The following is an 18,525-nucleotide window of genomic DNA, read 5'->3' as shown; positions in this document are numbered from 1 at the left end:
TACAGTCATACTCAGCCAAGCTTGTTGGAATATACATTTTTCGCATTTATTCAAGAACACTCAGAAATATGTTTTATGTGTCACTTATCAATAAGTTACCTTTTGTTTACTCATAAGAAATAATAGAGACAGTGCTAATAAAAAATTATTTATAAATTTATTGCATCATTTAATGAACTTTTCCAAATAGCCCCAGTCTGAATATATGTAGCAAGTAAGACAGCAAATTCGGTAAACGTCCTTCATCAGCGTTTTAGTTTTTGCCTAAAAGTTAGCGTAATCACTTTTATTTACTTGTTGCTACTATTTTGTGTTTATTGTTCATCATCATCCCTATTGGGGAGTATTAACACGCTAGCGCACCGTTAATCACACCCCGCAAAGAACGTCTTAGGCAACCAGATTGGTTGCCCTTTTTTTATCTTCATTTTATGAATTATTCTTATTTATAACCATAAGCCTAGTCTACAAGTCATCATCATAGCGTTCTCTCTAACCTATAATGAGCTGCATTTGATCTCTGTACGATAAATAACATTGACAATTGAAACGCATAAATCACGCAAGAAAACTATCAAGTCATTGTTATATAATATCATTATTATTACCCCATATTTATTAACACTCAAAGACTGAAGTCCAAAAAATTAAGGGCATAACTCAATAAAACCAATTTTGTTTAAATTAATTAAAAAACTCAATTTTTCGGTGAACTTTCTTGATAAGCCCCGGTCTTATTAATTGTACGATTTAGAAATAGTTTGAAGTAAGTGCAATATGATAATTAACCTTCTCCCCCGATGTTAATTCATTAAATTGCCAAGTGAATCCCCTACTTACCTCGAGCTTTTGTTAGGTTTAAGTTATTGCTATACCGTTTTATGTTTATTGTTCATCATCATCCCTATTGGGGAGTATTAACACGCTAGCGCACCGTTAATAACACCCTACAAAGAACGTCTTAGGCAACCAAATTGGTTGCCCTTTTTTTATCTTCATTTTATGAATGATGCTTGTTTATTGGCACAAGCTTAGCTTCCAAGTCATCATCATCTCGTTCTACCTAACCTATAATGAACATCATTTGTTCTCCGTAAGACAAATAACATTAATAACTAAAATGCATGTCCCATGCTTAAAATAATCAATATATTGCATAAATTCAACAGCTTATGATTGGTCATTATTATTTTTAATTATTAGTATTTGTTTAAGTTAAAAAAACTGGTGTCTCCAAACTTAGGGTCACAACTCAATAAATATAATTCCATGTAAATTAATTAAAAAAACTCAATTTTTCGGTGAACTTTCTTGATAAGCCCCGGTCTTATTAATTGTACGGTTTAGAAATAGTTTGAAGTAAGTGCAATATGATAATTAACCTTCTCCCCCGAAGTTAATTCATTAAATTGCCAAGTGAATCCCCTACTTACCTCGAGCTTTTGTTAGGTTTAAGTTATTGCTATACCGTTTTATGTTTATTGTTCATCATCATCCCCATTGGGAAGTGTTAACACGCTAGCGCATCGTTAATGACAACCCGCAAAGAGTTATTTTGGCAGCCAATATGGCTGCCATTTTTTTATCTATTTTTACGTAAAAAAGTTCAAGAAACAACTTGTTAAAAATTCAGTAAACTATCTAGCTGAACTTGCAAAGAAGGATGATAACCAGCACGCGCTTTTATATAGATATCTTTTAATTCTTGCTGATAACCCGCTAGTTGTAATTCAACAAACAATGGCCTAACAAACTTAGCACGCCCTATACTGCATAAATAATCACTTAGCGCAGGTAACACGGAAGCAAAATGATTGCGGATCGCGACTCTAAACCAATCACATGCTATTTCGGCATTGAGACTGTCAGTTAAATTAAAGGTTTCATCTAAATCTAATAATGTAGTTTGGCTAACAACTAACGGTAATTGAGTGAGAAAATACTGCCAGTGGTGAACTCGCCATTCATCTACCTGTAACTCACTTGCAGGAGTTCCTTCCATAATAGCCTCTACAGCCTGATCCACTTTATTTAGGCTGTTTGACGTTGGACCAATAAACCATTGCGGCAATCCTTGGCCATACACCCATTCATTAAGCTCTGATAAGGTTAGCTTATCGCTATGCTCCACCAGCAATGTCTGTTTTGCATAATTAATAAACATTTCGGTAGTAATAGCATTAAACGAGAAATGCTCAACATACTGGAAAAGAAATCGATCGAATGCAGCCCGACCTAATCGGCTTTCAAGTTCATGTACAAACATCGATGCTTTATCGTAGGTAAACCGATTAAACGCTAGGTTAGGATCACGATCTTGCACATTAGCAGGTAGAGTTTGGTTAGCTAAAGGCATAGTGGCGAGCTCTTCTTGCAGCCGTCCATACTCGATAACCCATTCAAGCTCAGCCTGCTCTTTACCATAAACGGCTTCTACAATTCGATTGGTAAAGTAAGTCGTAAACCCTTCATTAAGCCATAAGTCTCGCCAGGTCGCATTACTGACTAAATTGCCAGTCCATGAATGAGCGAGTTCATGAGCTACCGTTGAAACTAAGCTCTTATCTCCAGCAATTAACGTAGGAGTCATAAATGCCAGCATAGGATTTTCCATGCCACCAAATGGGAAACTCGGTGGCAATATAATCATGTCGTAGCGTCCCCAAGCATAAGGTCCTAATATGGACTCAGCCATTTGGATCATAGACTCGGTATCTTCAAACTCTTTGGCTGCCGCAGCTAACATACCTGGTTCAGTATAAATTCCACTTCTAGGGCCAGTGGCTTGGAAACTTAATTCTCCGACAGCAATGGCTAATAAATGGGTAGGAATGGGTTTATTCATACAAAAGGTAAACACACCATTATGGGGTAATTTAGGTGTATTTTCTGCACTCATCACTGCACGTAAACCTTGTGGAGCAGTAACTGTTGCATTAAAAGTGATTCGCGCTTTTGGAGTATCTTGTAGCGGGATCCAACTACGAGCATTAATAGGTTGCGATTGGCTAAACAGATAAGGTAATTTTTTGCCTAAGGTTTGCTCCGGTGTAAGCCATTGAAGCCCTTGAGCTGTTGTTGAAGTACGATAATGAATGACAACCTCATCAACTTGCTCGCCTACATCAATAACCAGCTTTTGACCTAATATGGCATTCACATCAATCACATCATACGACAGTTTATTAGCATGACTGTCAGTGATATCTTCTATGATCAAATCTCGGCAATCTACCACTAAAGATGTTGCAGGCATTTCCCGAGTAAATTGCAGCTGGGCGGTACCACTAAGTTGTTGTAAGTCAAAATCAACCACAAGATTGAGCTCAAGATGATACACACATAAAGCATCAGTATTAGCACTTGAATGGTAATCGTGTTGTACATTCCAGTTTGCAGTCATAAAAAATCCTTATCTGACAGGGAAATATTAAATCTGCCAAGGATAATAACACTCGCATGATGAATAATATGCTGTAAAAAAGCTGATTAAATCCATTTTTTGAGTGAATTAAGTTTTGCGTTTGCGTTTGCGTTTGCGTTTGCGTCCAGCATAAACTTATTAATCAATAGAGAAGAAAAATTTTAAATTCATTAGCATAAAAAATGTGGACCATATATTTAATAGACACACAATAAATATAAGTCATTAATAATAATAGATTAAATAATATAAAAAACGTTTTAGGGTTCTCAATTCTTGTATCTAATTTTATTTTTAATAAAAAAAGAGCATTTTTTTGCTCTTTAAGGGAACTAACTTCACATAGAGCAGTCTGATTATATGAACCGAATTTGCATTACTTATTTATTGATAGCGAGTAGCGTTTTTTTGTTCATCATCATTCTCCTATTTGATAGTAGTAACCTCTATCTACAGCATTGCCCTTAGCAATAGCAGCAACCTCTTAGTTAGGTTGCTTTTTTTTATCTTTTTTTCAACAACGAAAAACAAAAAAGGCCTCAAAGAGGCCTTTTTAAGTTTACAAAAAGTTCGCTAATTAAAGCTTGATACCTACTTTTTCTAAATCTTTAGTAATCACAGATGTTGGTAATGGAACATAACCATCTTTCTCAACAATTTGTTGACCCTGCTTAGACAATACAAAGCGTAAGAATTCACGATCCATTGGTGATAATTCTTTATTAGGATGCTTGTTCACATAAACATACAAGTAACGTGAAAGCGGGTAAGTACCACTTGCTGCGTTGGCTGCAGTTGCTTCGATAAACTTATCACCTTTCTTAGAAATAGCGACAGCTTTAACACCCGCAGTCTTGTAACCGATACCAGAATAACCAATGGCATTTAGAGACTGTGACACTGATTGAACAACAGAAGCAGAACCTGGTTGCTCGTTTACATTTGGACGGAAGTCACCTTTACATAATGCTTTTTCTTTAAAGTAACCGTATGTACCAGACACTGAGTTACGACCGTAAAGTTGAACATCTTTTGCTGCCCAATTACCGTCTAAACCGGCGTCACCCCAACGATTAATTTCTTTACCGCCACACTTATGTGTAGAAGAAAAAATAGCATCAATTTGCTCAATACTTAAGCCTGTTATAGGGTTATCTTTGTGTACAAATACGGCTAACGCATCAATTGCAACGCGTACTGCAGTTGGCTGGTAGCCATAATGCTTTTCAAACGCTTCAACTTCGTTAGGCTTCATTTTACGGCTCATTGGACCGAACTGAGAAGTACCTTCAGTTAATGCTGGTGGCGCAGTAGAAGAACCAGCAGCTTGAATTTGGATGTTCACGTTAGGATAAATATGTTTAAACTCTTCAGCCCATAACGTCATCATGTTTGCTAATGTGTCAGAACCAACAGAAGACAAGTTACCAGATACGCCGCTTGTTTTTTCGTATGTTGGTAAAGTTGGATCAATAGCAGCCATAGACGCTGCTGAGAATACGCCAGCGGCTGTAAGAGTAATTGCGCCGACAAGTTTGTTCAGTTTCATTTTAATGCTCCAGAATTAAGCGTACTAAGTTTTTAAAACGTAGTCAGTATCGACCTCATTGATGACAAGTCTATGACGCTGATATGACAGTTGTGTGACACTAGTAGTAAAACTGTCTTATTTCTACAAAACTAACATAATCAATTTATTATCAGTAGCTTACAATGTTACATTGGCAATATATTATTTTATCCAGTAGATAAAAAATCACTAAACACATTATAAACGAGATATTAACTGCTCAAAATTATAGCAACAACACTAAATTGTGACATTCGTAATACCAGTATAATCGAAGAGACTTATGCCTTTTCAACCATTGATTAACGCCACCCCAACTATGTCTATATACATTAACAGTGCTCAGCAGTTTTGAACTGTTCAGGTCAATAACATTAGTCATTTGAATTGAAAATTTGTAATAAAAAACAGCACGTATGCTGTTTTTAAGGGTTGAACATCTTGATGTTATTTATTGTCGAATTAACAAATGCGACGGAATAATAAAGCTAAAGATACTGCCTTTGCCGTATTCACTGGTTACGTTTAGTTCACTGTGGTGATGGTTGAGAGCATGTTTTGCAATGGCTAACCCTAAACCACTGCCACCCGTTTTGCTCGAGCGGGCATTATCTACCCGATAAAAACGTTCAGTTAAACGATTAATATGTTGTGGCGCGATCCCCACCCCAGTATCTTTCACCGAAAACAATGCTCCCGTTGCCACGCTTCGCCACGTCACTGAAATGATGCCACCAGGAGTGGTATAACGAATAGCATTTGAAATCAAATTAGAACAGGCACTGCGTAATTGTAATTCGTTACCATGGGTATTCAAACCCGGCTCACAATTAAACTCTAAAGTATACTCAGTGCCCGCCAGAGCTTTAGCTTCTTCTTTAAGAATATCCATCATCAGTGCCATATTGACGGTTTGCGATAAATCGATATCAGCGGCATCTTCAATACGCGACAACGCTAACAACTGTTCAACCATTGACTGCATACGAGTTGTTTGTTGCTGCATCAGGGAGAGTGGTTTGTGATTAGGTGAATCAGTTTCGGCCATGGTTTGCATTATTTCCAAATAACCTTGCAATACCGTTAACGGGGTTTTGAGTTCATGGGAAACGTTAGCCACAAAATCTTTGCGCATACCTTCTAATTGTTGAATACGGGTAATATCACGCGCTATCAATAATAATTGTCGATCGCCATAGCTCATAACCCGAATTTCAAGTAAACGCTTATCGGACACTGGAGATGGAATTTCTAACGGTTCTTGATATTGTGCTTTTTTAAGATAGATGGAAAAGTCTGGGTGGCGAATAAGGTTGTCGATCCTTTGGCCATTATCCTGAGGCCAAACAAACCCTAAAATTAACTGAGCCAGTTTGTTGCACCACAAGATATTGTGTTCGGCATCTAGGACCACTGCAGCATCAGGCAAAGCTTCTGCACCTTGGCGAAAACGCCCTAATAACATTGCTAACTGACCTACCCGACGACGATTTTTTCCCTGCAGACGATATATCCCATTAAACACGCCTTCCCAACTTCCTCTCCCCTGTGGTGGAGTGAGTTTTTTATCTTTCCATAACCAGAAATTTAAACGGGTAATTTGGCGATAATGCCACACGAGTAATACAATAGTTCCAACTAACATTACAATAATGACATGCCCGAATAAGGCACCAATAAGCATGAATAAAACAAGCAGTAAAGCTAACCGAAAAAATAAACGATATCCAGAATACGCGATAAACATAGGCTACCTAAATGCGAAATAACGCCGCCAAACATTCAGCATCGAAACTGATAATGAGGGCTAACGAGGAACCACAAGATAGCCTAAATAGACTGATATGGCTAGACAGCAAAACAGTTTCCAAAAAGGTAATGTCTATTATGACAAAACCTTTAAAAATGCTAATAAAAATTACATTCTGGTTGAAAAACGATAACCGGCACCACGAACAGTTTGGATCAACTTATCATGTCCACCTTCTTCTACCGCTTTTCGTAAGCGTCGAATATGTACGTCAACGGTTCTGTCTTCAACATACACATTGGTACCCCAAACATTATCGAGTAACTGCTCTCGGCTATATACCCGCTCAGGATGAGTCATAAAGAAATGCAACAAGCGAAACTCAGTTGGGCCCATATCAAGCACGGCTTCACCGACGGTAACTCGATGACTCACAGGATCAAGTTGTAAACCTTGCACATCAATAGTTTCTTCTAGGCGAGTCGGGGCACTTCTGCGCAATACCGCTTTTATTCTGGCCACCAGCTCTTTAGGCGAAAAGGGTTTAGTAATATAATCATCAGCACCAACTTCTAGGCCTTTAACTTTATCTTCTTCTTCACCACGTGCTGTGAGCATAATAATTGGGATCTGACGCGTAAATTCATCTTGCTTTAAGCGTTTAGCTAATTGAATGCCACTTCCGCCAGGGAACATCCAATCCAATAAAATCAAGTCTGGGTAAGGCTCTTGAAGCAACTCAATCGCTGAATCAAAATCTTCAGCAGCAGCTGTCGTAAAACCATGTTGATCCATCACAAATGTCAGCATTTCACGGATTGCTGATTCATCTTCTACTATTAAAATCCTAGCTGTCATATTGGGTTTCTACGTTGATTTGCCACGAGGCTATTATTAGACACTTTTGTTACAGATTTATGATCTAACGACTAACTTTGACATTAATCATGCTGTTTTGTCATAAAAAATTCATTACTGTTAGTACAATGTAAATCGAATTAGGATAATAAACTACCGAATAACAACACATCTCCTCGTTAATATTATCGCCTTCACAACAGTAGCTGGCAACTAATGAGTAAGTAAACCCTGTTAAAGACGACTTAACAAATATGTTATTTGGTAAGTAAACTATTTTGGTTTGCCCTACTTCACCCAGTCTTATTTCGAGTAAAAAATAAGTCATTATAAATGATCAATATTCAATCCTACAGAGACTAAATTTATCATAGTTAGTGATATCGGAACGACGGGATTCAGCCTTACTAAGGTTTCAGAATTATTTTAGCCCTTAACGACGTGCTTATATAAGTCAGTTCAAACCCCACTAATTAACCATAAACCAAGCCATCGTAATGGTTTAAAGCACATCAAAACAAATGTAATAATTTAACCTAGTCCACTTTGAGTGATTGGATTTTGCTTAACCAGTAGCGTTTTTTGGAGGTTTACCACTTCGCTTCTATACCGTAGACTTAGCATATTGTGTTTTTCTTCTTAATTAATGAGAGCCTTCTATGTGGTTTAAAAATCTCACCTTATATCGTTTCAACAAACCTTTCTCCACCGACACAGAAACATTAGAAAATGCCTTAGCCGATTTCACTTTCTCGCCTTGTTCAAGCCAAGATATCAGCAAATTTGGTTTTTCAAATGCCCTAGGTAAAAAAGGCCAAGCATTAGTACATAGCGCAGAAAATCGTCATTTGATTTGTGTCACTAAAGAAGAAAAAATTCTCCCGGGCCAAGTGATCAAAGAAGCTTTAGATGAAAAAGTGGCGGAAATTGAAGAGTTAGAAAGCCGCAAAGTCACAAAAAAAGAAAAAGACACCATTAAAGACGAAATCACTACGACTTTACTGCCGCGTGCATTTTCTCGTCGTAGCCAAACTCACGCACTCATTATGCCTGAACTAGAGATGATTCTGGTTGATAGCTCCAGTGCGACTAAAGCAGAAGAGTTATTAGCGCTACTTCGTAAAGCTTTAGGCAGCTTACCGGTTATCCCGCTAAGTTATGCAACTCCAATTGAGTCGACTTTAACTCAATGGTTACAAGCTGGCGAAGCACCTGCACCATTTGAAATGCAAGATGAAGCAGAACTTAAGTCAGACTCGGATGAAGGCGGTATCGTTCGCTTTAAGCAACAGGTTCTTCAAGAAGATGAAGTGCTTGCCCATATTGCAACAGGTAAACAAGTGCACAAATTAGCATTGCATTTTGGCCAGTCGATTGCTTTTTTAATGCAATCCGATGCCAGCATTAAGCGTCTTAAATTTTCTGAAGAATTTAGAGCCGGCAATGATGAAGTTGGAACGGAAGATCCATTAGCGCGTTTAGATGCCGACTTTGCTTTAATGGGCAGCGAGTTAGTCGCCTTTATTAATGCCATAAATCAAGCATTTGGCCCTCTTGAACAAAGCGTCTAATTCAACAAGGACATACTATGAAACTATACGGTAGCTTCACATCTCCTTTTGTTCGGCACTGCCGAATAGCCCTATTGGAATCTACATTAGATTATCAATTTATTGAAACCGATCAGGCAAGCAGCGCAAAATTATCCCCAACAAAACGGGTACCTTTTTTGCGAGATGAGGAGTTATCGTTAACGGATTCTAGTTCAATCTTGCGCTACATCCGCCATAAATCATCAAAACCATTCCTTGAAACTGTGATAGAACTTGATCAGTTTTGCATGGTCAATACGGCGTTAGACAGTTCAATTAACTTGTTTTTCTTGTCTCGTGATGGCGTTGATATAGCGCGTTTTGATTACACCATCAGACAAGCACAACGCATTAACGCAACACTAGCTGAGTTTGAGCAATTCGAACTACCGCTATACGGACCGTTTAATGATGTGCAATTGCGCTTAGGTTGTTATTTAAGTTGGGCGGTTTTTCGCCAGCGAATTAATATCGACGATTATCCAAAACTGAAACTATTTTTAGCCGCAATAGAAAAAGAGCCATTTTTTATCGAAACTGCTCCTCCAGCGTAATACTTGACATAAAAATGCCCTGTTATCAGGGCATTTTTTTCAATGCTGGCATCTCAGTGCTCAGAGCACAATGACACGAGTTGATTTAGTCAGCAGTGCTAATCCACTCACCTTTATCATCAAATGGCCAATCAACGCCTAACCACGCTTTATAAAACGCTTTTTGGGCATCGGTTGCCTCATCCAGAGGCGCAATAGTTAAGTCACCTTTAGGCTGCTCAGTCAGCCGTAAACTCACCTCTTTTAAACGATCATCACTGAATATGCTTAGCTTGATGGTATCGCCAACAATAAAATCGTTAAGGCGTTTAGTCAGTCCGTCCGCCGTTACCTTCAATCCATTAATAGCCACAATCTCATCACCGGCAGTTAGCCCTGCTTTCCATGCAGGTCCATTTTTAATCACTGTAGCAAGGATTAAATCATCATGCAGACCTGATAACGCCATTCCAGCATCAACAACAGTTTTAGCTGATTTACCATAAGTGGTGGTTAAGCCTGCGTGCCCCAATAACTCATCAAACGGTAGACTGAACGGTTGATTGACAAATTCTTGCCACCAAGATTGATAGTCCTTACCTGAAAGTTGCTTCAAAATAGATTGCACATCGGCAACGTTATACCCCATTGGGATTTTGTACTCTTGATAAAGCGCCTTATGAACATCTCGGTATGAATGTTCAAGCTGTGTATCATTCAACAAACTAAAATCAAGCGCCATTGATGCCAAATAACCTTCAGAGTAAATATTCACACTATGATTAAGTGCATAATCTCCCCAAGTACTGCTCCATTGGCCTAAACTGGCTTCTGCAATAGATTGGACCTCTCGACCTGGATTGTGTTGGTTGAGCACTATTCGTTTACTTAAATCATCAAAAAATTCTTTTGCCGTGATAACTTCAGCTCGTAGCAATAACTGATTTTGAAAATAGCTAGTAGAACCTTCAGCCATCCACAACAGATCAGTTAAGTTTTCTGATTGGTAATCATATGGCACCAACCCTTGTGGTCGGTACGCTTTTACATTCCAAGTATGAATAAACTCATGAGATGCGGTGCTAATAAAACGTAAATAGTCTTCACGTTCACGGAAATTAAATCGAGGAATTTGAATGACAGTCGAATTCAAATGCTCTGTCGCACCACGAGCACCACTGGTAGCATGAACCATATACAAATAACGTTTAAAGGGATAACCATCCCAAATAGCAGATGCTTGGCCACTTATTTTGGCTAAATCTGCGACAATTTTTTGGGTATCGTAATTACCTTCCCCCCAAAATACCACGTCATAATCGCGGCCATCAGCCTCAAAGCTAACATGCTCACTGATCCCTGTTTCAATCGGCGAATCAACTAGCACATCATAATTTGGGGCACTAAATGAATGTGACTTAGGGCCTTTATCCATACCAGAATAACTTTGCCAACCTTCAGGCACAGCCATTTTGATTGTTACGGGTTGCTGACGAAATGCAGGGCTATACATAAATACACCACTGGCATCTAAATAAGCATGGCTATTATCAATGTGACGCAAACGGTCGCCTAGTTCATTGGCATGCAGTTGATAAGTCACCTTAACCGATGTCGGTTTGGTTAAGGCTATTTGCCATTCACCGCTTGCAGTTCGTTTCCACGGTAATGACTGTCCTTTACTGTCAGTCGCATTAAACAATCTTACACCATCAGCAACAGGTAATACTTGATAGCGACCCGTTCGCCATACCGGTAAATTAACGGTCAATTTGTCTGAGTCAGTTTGAGGAAATGAAACACTCACTTGAGCTAAATGATGCGCTGGTTGATTAATATCGATATGGTAATCAACATCTGCCAGTGCAGGTATTACCCAACTCATCGAAAAAATGGCAGTAGTGGTTAAAATTACAAGAGAAGTAGGTTTCACTCTAGGTTCCTTCTGGTATGATTCTATAGTTTTTGTTTTAAATTCTGAACAATTATAACGATCTAGGCACATTAACACAGTGGTAATTTACAACGTGGCAGTCAATACACTGAAATGACGACATCAAACCACAGTAAATGGACTTATCTTAATGAAGTCTACAATGTGGTTTATGCTAACTAAAACGATAAAGGTATCTCTTGCTATGCTGCGATGTTTTCCTCTAGTCAAATGTTGTTCAATACTATTCATATGTTACTCAATACTATTCAGTTCAGTGGTATCTGCACGAGACATTGAACAACAAGAGATATTGCTCAAAGAGAACCCACAAAAACTTTATACAAAGTTAGTTAGGGCCACCGAGTTTCCGTTGAAGTTTTCAAATAACGCAGAGTTTACACAAGCTGCTGAAGAATTAAGTTACCAACCAGATGAACTCCATCGAGATTTAGAACTATTGGCCCGGTTGAATTTAGAGGCAAAACTTAAATCATCGACTAAATATCAAGATGCTGAAATACTCATCAATCAACTAGATGCCATCGCATCTACCCCCCTTGAGCAAGCCATCGTAATAATGCTTAAAGCACGGATTAAGGGACGACAAAACCAAGAATATAATCAGGTGATAGTCCAATATAACAATGCGTTAAATATGGTTAACACAGATGTTAGCTTAGAAAGTACCCTTTTCAAATCTTCGCTACATGAGCAATTGAGCATGTTACACTCAATGTTGCTTCAACCTACACCTGCGTTATCTCATTTAAATCGTTACCGTGAAATCGCTTATCAACTTCGCAATGATTACTTTATATCAGATGCGGAGACTGAATTAGGCCGTTATTACAATCTGAATGGTGATCAAGCAAAATCATTACAGCATTATAGTGAAGCGTTTCGTCTCGCCAGCAACCTAGATTACCCAAGTATTAAAGCACACACACAACTCAATTTAGCCCGCACATACCGTGATTTAGAACAATGGGATGATGCACTAAAATATGCTCATAATGCTGCAGAAATACTTCAAGATTTAGGTCAGGATGCATACTTGTCTGACACATTGACTGTCATTGCAATGATTTACGCAGGACAAGATAAATGGAACAGAGCTGTCGATTATTATTTAAATGCACAACAAGTGAATGAGCGTAGTGGTAACGAAATAGCCACGGGGATCACTTTCCACAATTTAGGTGAAGCGTATTTCAAATTAAATAATATCCAAGCGGCATTGAAGGCATTGCAACAAGCAAACAATATCTTTAGAGAACGCAAGGTAAACCATTATTTAGTGCATAATGAATTATTATTTGCCCAAATCGACACTAATCAAGGCATGTGGCTTTCAGCCATTGACCACGCCAATAAAGCAATTGAATTGGCTAAAAAGAAAAACTTAATTGAAGTACAAATTGAAGCTCTGAGTTATTTATCTATAGCATACCGTAAAACTAACGACCTTAATGCCGCAATAGAAACCACTGATAGCATTATTCAACTGACCAATAAATCTCAAGAAAAAGCGCAACCAACTAATGATTATGCTGAACTTACTGAACAGAAACTCAAATTTGAATTAGGTTTGTTACAAGAAAAACTCGTAAAACAAACAACTAAAAATCAATATAATCAATTTATCATCTTAGTGTTAATAATTAGTTTCAGCATTGTAATTATATTATTAATTTTTATTTATAAAAAACTACAACAAAAAAACGAATTATATCTTAATAGTCAATATTTAAACTCCATTGATCCCATAACACAAATCCAAGGATACAGAGCTTTTATTCAACGAATAGACAATATAAGGCATATTGAACCTAAAACATTGGCACTTGTTAATATCAATGAATTAAATAATATTGATATTCAACTTGGGCTTACTGAATCAGTAACACTAATGCAGCAGTTTATCACTCAGTTTAGTCAACAATTAGACACCGAAGCATTCATCATACGTTCAGGCTTAATTGCCTGTTATTTCGATAAACAATATGAAGCTGATGCAATCTTAAAAGCGGTAATAACCTGCATAGAACAATTAAAATTGACCCAATTTACTATCCCCAACTTTATACATCAATCGGCTGGTCAGCACGTCAGTATTGGTCACATTAGTTTACCATTACTCGATAATCCTGATGTGAAAATTAGTGCTACATTACAATTCGAAACATTGCAGTATGCACTTGCCGCTGCAATGAAAATAACAGAGCAACCCGCTTATGTTTCATTACGACCACTTAATTTTGCCCCAGCGGCTATTTTTATGCCTCCACTGTTTTTAAACCTTACTCAAGCACTTAACCGAGGTATAATTCGTGCAGAAAGCAATCATGACATGCAAGATTTTGAATGGCCAAAACATTAATTGCTTAATAAACTCGCATTTTAATTAATTATATTGTTTTGTAAGTTAATTGGATTTGCTGCACAACATTTTTGAGATAACATCACTACAATGATACAACATGATATGTTAATTAATATGCATTAACATTGGTGTCGAATTAATATACTAATGATGACAATCGATACCTTTTTAGCTGACAAATTAGAGTAGGCGCTGCAAAATGAAAGAGTCAAATACAACGATAACTCAAATTTCGTTGATGAAGCAAAAGCTCAATGCAGCAAAGCTTGCACTCGAAGAAATTAATACTGACCGCAATGAAAAATTGAAGGTATTAATTCAGTTTATTACACATCTCAGCCTCGCATGTAAGGGGCAAAATATCGAGCTCGATAATAAGTTGGCTAAATTACGCCATCATATGCACAACTTTGAGCAAATTGATGAAGCCTTGCCAGAATTAGTCGATATTGAAAGGTTATTGAAATCTCAATATAGTCATACCATGTCTCGTCTAGAAGATAGCCGTAATGGACTCAATCGAGTCATTCGTCAGATCCAGCGTATTGATGCTGCACCAGACAAACTAAAAAAAGAAATAACCTATTTTAAACAAGAGCTAAATAAACCTTTTCATACCGTATGGGAATATATCCCCAAAGTTGAAAAACTTATTTTTTTCTACGAAGAAATTTTAAAACACCAATTTTCAGATGCCGACAACTATAAAATTTTGCCTCAACACATTCTGTTAGCCAAAGAACTAGCAGCTAAAATTTCTGAGATCGAATTTAGAAAAGATCAACGCGACCAAATTCTAGTCATTAAAGAAGTCTTACTCGGTGATATTAGTTTAAGTCACTTGTTGGACTCTTACCAAACAATACTCAGTTTACTGCTAGATAACATTGCACGCGAGAAAACGGCTTCACAAGATTTTTTATTCTCCCTTAATGACGCCCTGCTTATTGTTCATGATGTAGTCAATAATGTCCATAATAACAGCCAACGAAATGAACAGCTTAAAGGGCAATTAAACCAAGAGATTAATTTACGGGTTAATAGTACAGGTGAATTAGTGACAGGTGCGGATAACCTTAACGAATTAAAAACTCAGCTAACGGCGCAATTGTCTTCAATTCGAGATGCTCTTTCTCGTAAAGAGGCACTAGAGCAACGCGAACAAACCATCTTGCGTAAATCGATTGAGTCAATGCGTAAAGAGCTCAACGCTATGAGTCAAGAAGCGAGTAATTACAAAGAAAAATTGTTTGAACATCAAAAGCTCAACCTGCTTGACCCACTGACTCAATTGGCAAATCGTACTGCGTTAGAAGACCGAATGGAACAAGCATATCGAAACCACATTCGCTATAAAACACCGTTATGGATTGCGATAACAGACATTGATCACTTCAAAATTATTAATGATAACTTTGGTCACAGTACTGGAGATAAGACTTTACAAGTCATTGCAATGGCTCTAAAAAATTCATTACGCGATAGTGAGTTTGTGGCTCGTTATGGTGGTGAAGAGTTTGTATTATTGTTGCCAGACATTAACAATGATCATATCTCAATATTATTGAACCGCGTGAGAGAGAAAATCAAAAATATTCCATTTAAATTTAAAAATCAGAGAATTACAGTTACATTATCTATAGGTGCTGCACAAGTAATGGAAAATGAATCACTTGAAGATGCTTTTGAAAGAGCTGATGCAGCATTATATCAGGCAAAAAACAATGGCAGAGACCGAGTCGTTATTGATATATAGTCCATCCCAAGATCGTTTTCTTTGGACTCAGGTATCACTCACTCGCGTCCAAAGGAATGGCTTATGAGCATAAAAATTAGTCCACGCGGTAGTCTAGATCAACTGTCACAATTAGAGGTTGAACGACTAAAACAAGGGGCTAAAAGCGATCTTTATCAATTATATCGAAATTGTTCACTTGCGGTATTAGCTTCAGGTCTTGTCAGTGACAGTTCTGAAGCACTCTTTAGTCGCTATAAATCATTTAGTATTAATATATTACAACACGAAAGAGGTATTCAGATAGAGCTGATCAATCCTCCTACGCAAGCTTTCGTTGATGGTGAAATTATCGCTGGCATTCAAGAGCATTTATTCGCAGTACTCCGCGATATCATCTACATCAGCAACAAGTATGAGAATTTAAAGCACATAGACTTAAGTAATGCGACTCACATTACCAATGTTGTATTTGATATTTTACGTAATGCCCAAGCCATTTCTCCCATGAAAGACCCTAATGTTATTGTCTGCTGGGGAGGACACAGTATCAACGCGGTTGAATATCAATACACTCGCGATGTCGGGTATCAACTTGGTTTACGTAAATTAGATATTTGTACCGGTTGCGGCCCTGGTGCAATGGAAGGGCCAATGAAAGGCGCTGCAATTGCGCATTCCAAACAGCGGGTACACAATGCCCGTTATATTGGCTTAACCGAACCCAGTATTATTGCCGCAGAACCCCCAAATCAAATTGTTAATGAATTAGTCATTTTACCTGACATAGAAAAACGTCTAGAGGCGTTTATCCGTTTAGGTCATGGTATTGTCATTTTCCCAGGAGGGGCTGGCACAGCAGAAGAATTACTTTATCTCCTTGGCATCTTATTAAATAAAGACAATAGTCATGCCTGTTTTCCACTGGTGTTAACGGGCCCCGCAGAAAGTGTGGAATATTTTACTGTCATTGATGAATTTATTGGGGCAACATTAGGCCCAGAAGCACAAAGTAAGTATCAAATCATTATTAATGATCCCGTCAAAGTCGGACAAATAATGAAACAAGGTATGGAACAAGTAAAAATTTATCGTAAACAAAAATGTGATGCTTACCAATATCAATGGTCATTAAAAATTGAACCCGAATTTCAATTACCCTTTGCTCCAACCCATGAAGTGATGGCAAATTTAAACCTCTACTTTCAAGACAACAAAGCTGAACTTGCCGCCAACTTACGTAAAGCGTTTTCAGGTATTGTCGCGGGTAACGTAAAAGGCGATACCATCAAGTTGATCCAAGAGTTTGGTCCCTTTAAAATTAAAGGAGATGCTAAACTCATGCTGATGATGGATAAGCTATTAACTGCTTTTGTTAAACAACAGCGAATGAAACTGCCAGGAAGCGCTTATGTGCCCTGCTACAACATAATAAAAACAGATGAATAAATTACTTATAATTGATGGACTCAACCTTGTACGCCGTATTCATGCGGTACTACCAGATGAAAATGATATTACCAGCGTGCAAGAACGTACGTTAGCGGCATCAAAAAAAATGCTGTTGCAGCATCAACCCACTCATTGCATTATCGTTTGGGATGGCAATGAAACATCTTGGCGTAAAACATTGTATAACGATTATAAAAAAGGCCGTAAACCCATGCCAACGGCATTAAGTGATGGTCTGGTTAACATTAAAGCCACACTGGCAGAAAACGACATCAACTCATTCGATGCCCAATCTGAAGCCGATGATGTTATCGCCACCATAGCAATGAAAATGATCAGCAATGATGGTGAGGTGATCATAGTTTCAACGGATAAAGGGTTTAGCCAACTACCGAGTAAAAAACTCACCTTGTGGGATCACTTTAACCAACAGGTTTTTGATGTTCAACAATATGAAAAAAAACTTGGGATAGAGCAATATCAAATGCTTGATTTTATTGCACTCGCAGGTGATAGCGGCAATAAAATCCCCGGTATCACTGGCATAGGGCCAAAGTCTGCTGCAGACTTACTTAATAAATTTAGAACACTAGCCAATTTGTATCGTTCTTTAGACAATCTAGGTGCCAAGCAAGCACTTAAATTAGAAGAAGGTAAAGAAATGGCAAGAATTAGCTATAAATTGGCGCAGTTGCAATGCGATATTCCACTAAATATTAATTTGAAACAATTTAGAACCAAACCGATAACAAACTAATGCAATAATAGGATATCAATATTAATACCATAACGGATTATCCAGATTATGAACGCTAAAGTGACTTATATTATCGGTGGAATATTCACAGCTTATTTACTGTTTGTTGCCGTAGTCATTTTTGTATATGAACCCCAGCCAGAAGACCGGGCTTGGGATGACCGTCAAGCATTTAATTTGCAAAAAATGAGTGAAATCAGTTTTGGGCAAAACCTTGATGAGATACGAACATTATTAGGCAGTGCTGATTTTGTCGAAGCCAAAACCGGCATTGATGGCCAATACCAAGTAATGTATTACCGAACTCACCATATGAAATCTGACGGAGAAACGACTAAAGAAGAATGCACGCCATTATTATTTAGGGATAATCTACTGATTGCATGGGGACAAGACACACAAGAACAATACTTTGCCGTGCCAATAACCAATCAAGCCCCGCAATAGATCGGTTTCCACACCCTGTTCATCAACATAAAAACGCCCTAACAATATCTGTATAGGGCGTGAAAATTCAATGTAAACTAGTACTTAT

12 protein-coding genes are annotated in these 18,525 nt (G+C 37.9%); 7 read left to right on the top strand and 5 right to left on the bottom strand.

The window, feature by feature from the left end; translation table 11 throughout:
- Window positions 1-1,621: 1,621 nt before the first annotated feature.
- The 4 genes from FH971_RS06005 to phoB form a co-directional block, all read right to left on the bottom strand.
- A complete protein-coding gene (locus FH971_RS06005) occupies window positions 1,622-3,403 on the bottom strand; it encodes a M1 family metallopeptidase (protein ID WP_140233715.1) in 1,782 nt (593 codons plus the stop codon).
- A 598-nt stretch (window positions 3,404-4,001) separates the two neighbouring features.
- A complete protein-coding gene (locus FH971_RS06000; protein ID WP_137221901.1) occupies window positions 4,002-4,973 on the bottom strand; it encodes a PstS family phosphate ABC transporter substrate-binding protein in 972 nt (323 codons plus the stop codon).
- 472 nt (window positions 4,974-5,445) lie between these two features.
- Window positions 5,446-6,741 (bottom strand): phosphate regulon sensor histidine kinase PhoR, encoded by a 1,296-nt coding sequence (gene phoR, locus FH971_RS05995; protein ID WP_140233714.1) that lies wholly within the window; start codon window positions 6,739-6,741, stop codon window positions 5,446-5,448.
- Between the two features lie 171 nt (window positions 6,742-6,912).
- Complete coding sequence (gene phoB, locus FH971_RS05990; RefSeq protein WP_137221905.1) at window positions 6,913-7,602, bottom strand: phosphate regulon transcriptional regulator PhoB; 690 nt, start codon at window positions 7,600-7,602, stop codon at window positions 6,913-6,915.
- 659 nt (window positions 7,603-8,261) lie between these two features.
- On the opposite strand from phoB, the gene rdgC reads away from it, so the two are divergent.
- Together rdgC and FH971_RS05980 are read left to right on the top strand one after the other, a co-directional pair.
- Entirely contained in the window at window positions 8,262-9,173 is a 912-nt protein-coding gene (gene rdgC, locus FH971_RS05985; protein ID WP_137221908.1) for a recombination-associated protein RdgC, read from the top strand.
- Window positions 9,174-9,190: 17 nt separating this feature from the next.
- Window positions 9,191-9,748 (top strand): glutathione S-transferase family protein, encoded by a 558-nt coding sequence (locus FH971_RS05980; RefSeq protein ID WP_137221910.1) that lies wholly within the window; start codon window positions 9,191-9,193, stop codon window positions 9,746-9,748.
- A gap of 85 nt (window positions 9,749-9,833) precedes the next feature.
- Here FH971_RS05980 and FH971_RS05975 read toward each other — a convergent pair whose 3' ends face one another.
- The gene (locus FH971_RS05975; RefSeq protein ID WP_140233713.1) at window positions 9,834-11,660 is read right to left on the bottom strand and encodes a M61 family metallopeptidase; all 1,827 of its coding nucleotides are present in this window, start codon (window positions 11,658-11,660) and stop codon (window positions 9,834-9,836) included.
- A 373-nt stretch (window positions 11,661-12,033) separates the two neighbouring features.
- Here FH971_RS05975 and FH971_RS05970 point away from each other — a divergent pair, with 373 nt between their 5' ends.
- The 5 genes from FH971_RS05970 (at window position 12,034) to FH971_RS05950 (ending at window position 18,437) form a co-directional block, all read left to right on the top strand.
- Window positions 12,034-14,043 (top strand): tetratricopeptide repeat protein, encoded by a 2,010-nt coding sequence (locus FH971_RS05970; RefSeq protein ID WP_167495985.1) that lies wholly within the window; start codon window positions 12,034-12,036, stop codon window positions 14,041-14,043.
- Between the two features lie 202 nt (window positions 14,044-14,245).
- On the top strand, window positions 14,246-15,802 hold the full coding sequence (locus tag FH971_RS05965) for a sensor domain-containing diguanylate cyclase (protein WP_140233711.1): 1,557 nt from the start codon (window positions 14,246-14,248) through the stop codon (window positions 15,800-15,802).
- Window positions 15,803-15,865: 63 nt separating this feature from the next.
- A complete protein-coding gene (gene ppnN, locus FH971_RS05960; protein WP_137221918.1) occupies window positions 15,866-17,230 on the top strand; it encodes a nucleotide 5'-monophosphate nucleosidase PpnN in 1,365 nt (454 codons plus the stop codon).
- Window positions 17,223-17,990 (top strand): flap endonuclease Xni, encoded by a 768-nt coding sequence (xni, locus tag FH971_RS05955; RefSeq protein WP_140233710.1) that lies wholly within the window; start codon window positions 17,223-17,225, stop codon window positions 17,988-17,990. Before ppnN ends, xni begins: the two co-directional genes overlap by 8 nt.
- A 48-nt stretch (window positions 17,991-18,038) precedes the next feature.
- Window positions 18,039-18,437, top strand: coding sequence for a DUF3192 domain-containing protein (locus FH971_RS05950; RefSeq protein ID WP_137221921.1), 399 nt, complete (start codon window positions 18,039-18,041; stop codon window positions 18,435-18,437).
- The last annotated feature ends 88 nt before the right edge of the window (window positions 18,438-18,525 follow it).

It is taken from the genome of Shewanella polaris (assembly GCF_006385555.1).
Lineage (GTDB): Bacteria > Pseudomonadota > Gammaproteobacteria > Enterobacterales > Shewanellaceae > Shewanella > Shewanella polaris.
This window is presented reverse-complemented; position numbering and strand designations above follow the sequence as displayed.